The sequence below is a fragment of the Syntrophorhabdaceae bacterium genome (genome assembly GCA_028698615.1).
In the GTDB taxonomy this organism is placed as follows: domain Bacteria; phylum Desulfobacterota; class Syntrophorhabdia; order Syntrophorhabdales; family Syntrophorhabdaceae; genus Delta-02.
In genome coordinates this window covers 1-2,918 of record JAQVWF010000116.1, presented here as the reverse complement: position 1 = coordinate 2,918, position 2,918 = coordinate 1, and the positions used below count along the sequence as shown (strand labels likewise).

The 2,918-nt window shown below is 56.9% G+C and carries 4 protein-coding genes; 3 read left to right on the top strand and 1 reads right to left on the bottom strand.

Going from position 1 to position 2,918, the window contains the following annotated elements; all coding sequences use genetic code 11:
• The coding region (locus PHC90_14975) for an efflux RND transporter periplasmic adaptor subunit (GenBank protein MDD3847650.1) at positions 1-886 on the bottom strand (886 nt) is incomplete at its 3' end.
• 382 nt (positions 887-1,268) lie between these two features.
• Between PHC90_14975 and PHC90_14970 the strand changes: the two genes are divergently transcribed.
• Genes PHC90_14970 through PHC90_14960 form a run of 3 tightly spaced genes read left to right on the top strand, consistent with a single transcriptional unit; the run spans position 1,269 to position 2,901 of the window.
• Entirely contained in the window at positions 1,269-1,871 is a 603-nt protein-coding gene (locus tag PHC90_14970; protein MDD3847649.1) for an RNA polymerase sigma factor, read from the top strand.
• Between the two features lie 11 nt (positions 1,872-1,882).
• A complete protein-coding gene (locus PHC90_14965; protein ID MDD3847648.1) occupies positions 1,883-2,206 on the top strand; it encodes a hypothetical protein in 324 nt (107 codons plus the stop codon).
• A 14-nt stretch (positions 2,207-2,220) separates the two neighbouring features.
• The gene (locus tag PHC90_14960) at positions 2,221-2,901 is read left to right on the top strand and encodes a hypothetical protein (protein ID MDD3847647.1); all 681 of its coding nucleotides are present in this window, start codon (positions 2,221-2,223) and stop codon (positions 2,899-2,901) included.
• The last annotated feature ends 17 nt before the right edge of the window (positions 2,902-2,918 follow it).

Sequence of the window (2,918 nt, the reverse complement as noted above, 5' to 3'; positions counted from 1 at the left end):
TGTTCTCTGTCGTTGCGGCGAAACGAGCCTCCCTGACGCGGGCCGGGAATTTCTTCTCCGGGAATGCGTCAACGGTGAAGATGGCGATCTGGCCCTCCTTCACCTGACCCACATCGGCCTCATCGACGAAGACGCGGAGCTCCATCTGTCCCAAATCCTCCGCAAGCTTGAAAAGGAGCGGCGTCTGGAGGGACGCGGCAACGGTCTGGCCAGGTTCCACCTTCCGCTCCAGGATGATCCCGTTTATCGGGGAACGTATGGTCGCCTTGGCCAGATCGGACCGGTTGGCCTTGAGCGTCGCCTGCGCCTTTGCGATGTCCGCCCGGGCGGTGGCTTCCTGTGCCTTTGCCCGTTTAAAGGCCGCATCGGCAGAGTCGTATTCGGTGCGGGAGGGAACTTTTCCACCGCTGAGTTCCAAACTCTCCTTGAAACGGTTCAATTTGCTTTGCGTCTCCGACACGGTGGCCTGCGTCTCGAGGAGTTTCGCCCTGGCGTAGTTCAGTGTCGCTTCCGACTGGAGAACCTGGGCATCCAGTTTTGTCGTGTCCAGTTTTGCGAGAACCTGCCCTTCTTTCACCTTATCGTTGTAGTTCACAAGAACAGCCTTGATCGTTCCCGACACCTCCGTGCCTACCTCCACCTGCTCGACAGGCTGAAGCGTCCCTGTAGCGGTGACGGTAACGGTCAGGTCGCCCTTCTTCACCTCCGAGGTCCTGTAGCTGACATCCGACCTTCCCGTGGATGCGTACAAGACCACCGCCCCCGCAAGAAGAAGTGCGGCGGCGACCGAGGCGAACCATATCGTTTTCTTCTTCAACCCCTTCCCGGGGGCCGCCGACCCGAGGACCTTCATTATGTACGGGGTATCGTCACGAGTTTCTTCCATGGAGGGCTCCTTGTCGCTAAAGTTTTTGATCCGCGTTATCAGTTCTTTCATCATGCTGTCTATGAAGTCGCTGCCGGCAGGGAATCGGTTACAACAAATGTAAAATTCCGTTTGAGTGGTCGTTATGGAACATCATCCCTTTTCACTACATGTAACCTTTTCGTTGGATCCGTCGACTTAAGAGGGAAGGAGTGGGTGGAAAAGAACCGCCCGACAAAAAATGATGGAAAACAACCTTTGGGAGACAGGAACAGGAACGGCGATGCGGAATCATGCCCCATTCCCGGCAGGCTCGAGGCGGCAAAGAGATGGGCGCCCCACGGACATGGAACTTGCCCTGCCCGGTCAGCTCTGTTATAACAGACCTGTATGGGTATCTGCCGTGATTGATCATGTCGAACAGGACAGGCGCGAATCGTCGGATCTCGTGTATATCAGCCGCGTCCTCAACGGCGAACGCAATGCCTTCGCATTTCTCCTCAAGAAATACAAGATGTACGTGCTCAAGATAGTCAATCGCCATATCCCCTACGAGGATGCCGAAGAGGTGGCTCACGACGCCTTCATCCGCGTCTACGAGTCCCTCGCTAAGTTCACCGGTCCCGAGGGGTTCAGGCACTGGATAGCGGCCATTGCCACGCGAACCTGCTACGACCACTGGAGACGCGCATACAGGTCCAAAGAGGTTGTCATGAGCTCTCTTGGCGACGAGCACCGCGAATGGCTCGAGCGGGTCGAAACCAGTTCCGCCGGAGTCTCCATCGAGGATATCGGCAGACAGGTCGAGGCGCGGGACGTTCTCAATTGGGCGCTGGCCAGATTGACACCCGAAGACCGGATGGTGCTTGAACTTGTCTATCTGGAGGGCCTGTCAGTTCGCGAGACCGCCAGCCTCCTCGGATGGAGCACGGCGAACGTGAAGATACGCTCATTCCGGTCGCGCAAGAAGCTTCGTAAGCTCCTTAAGGACGCCGGCAGGAAATGAAGGAGGATACAATGGGATCCCTGGAAAATGGAAGAGAAAGACTGGAGAAGGCCCTCGCCGCCGCTTACAGGAACCGCGGCGGACCCGAACCGGGCGAAGCATGGGAAACGCGGGTCATGAACGGCATACGGGACCTGCCCTGCGAGACGCAGGGCACCCCCTGGTGGGACATATCGGGAAGGCTCTTCTGGAGGGTTTGCCCCGTCGCCTGCGCCATCATCATTTTCCTTACCATTGCCGTGTTCCGTTATGATCTGGCGGCGGAGTCGTACCTGGCGCAGCTCATGGCCGATGATACAGTCGAGATGGTCCTGCTGGGCCCCGACAACGGTTGACAGGGAGGGCAGTCATGAATAACGCAAAATTTATTATCACTCTCGCGCTGGTCCTGCTGGTGGGAATCCTTGCCGGTGCGCTGGGGACCCGGATATATTTCAAACATCAACTGCAGGGGCATCAGCCCGAAGGGCACCGCAGTTCCGAAGAGAGGGTGAGCGAGATCGTGAATAAACTCAACGACGACCTTCGACTGGACGCCTCCCAGAAAGCAGACATCGAAAGGATAATCATCGCGACGGATGCAAAGGCGACCGCCATCAGGGCGTCTTACCAGCCGGAGCTCAAGAAGATCTTCGACCAGGGTTTCGATCTCGTAAAGGAGAAGCTCAACGACGGACAAAGGGCAAAACTGCGCGCACGGCGGGAGAAATTGTCCCGGCGGTACAATGCCCTTTACTTCCGGTCTCTGCGCACAGCCAATAAGGGGATTGCCGATGTGAACGTCCTGAAGGACCGGCTTGGTCTCGACGTGGCTCAATACGCACGGGTGGGGACCATTCTGGCAGACCAGAAGAACAGACAGGATTTCATAATAGCACGATATGAGAAATTGGAGAACCCCGACCTCGCCGCCGTAAACTCGGAGCTTGCGCAGGTGCGAAAAACGACAGAGAAACAACTCGCCGAGACCTTGACACCGGAACAATTGGCCCGCTACGGAAAGGAACGACACGACCTGTTGGTCAAGTGACGGCTTTACAGACTGTT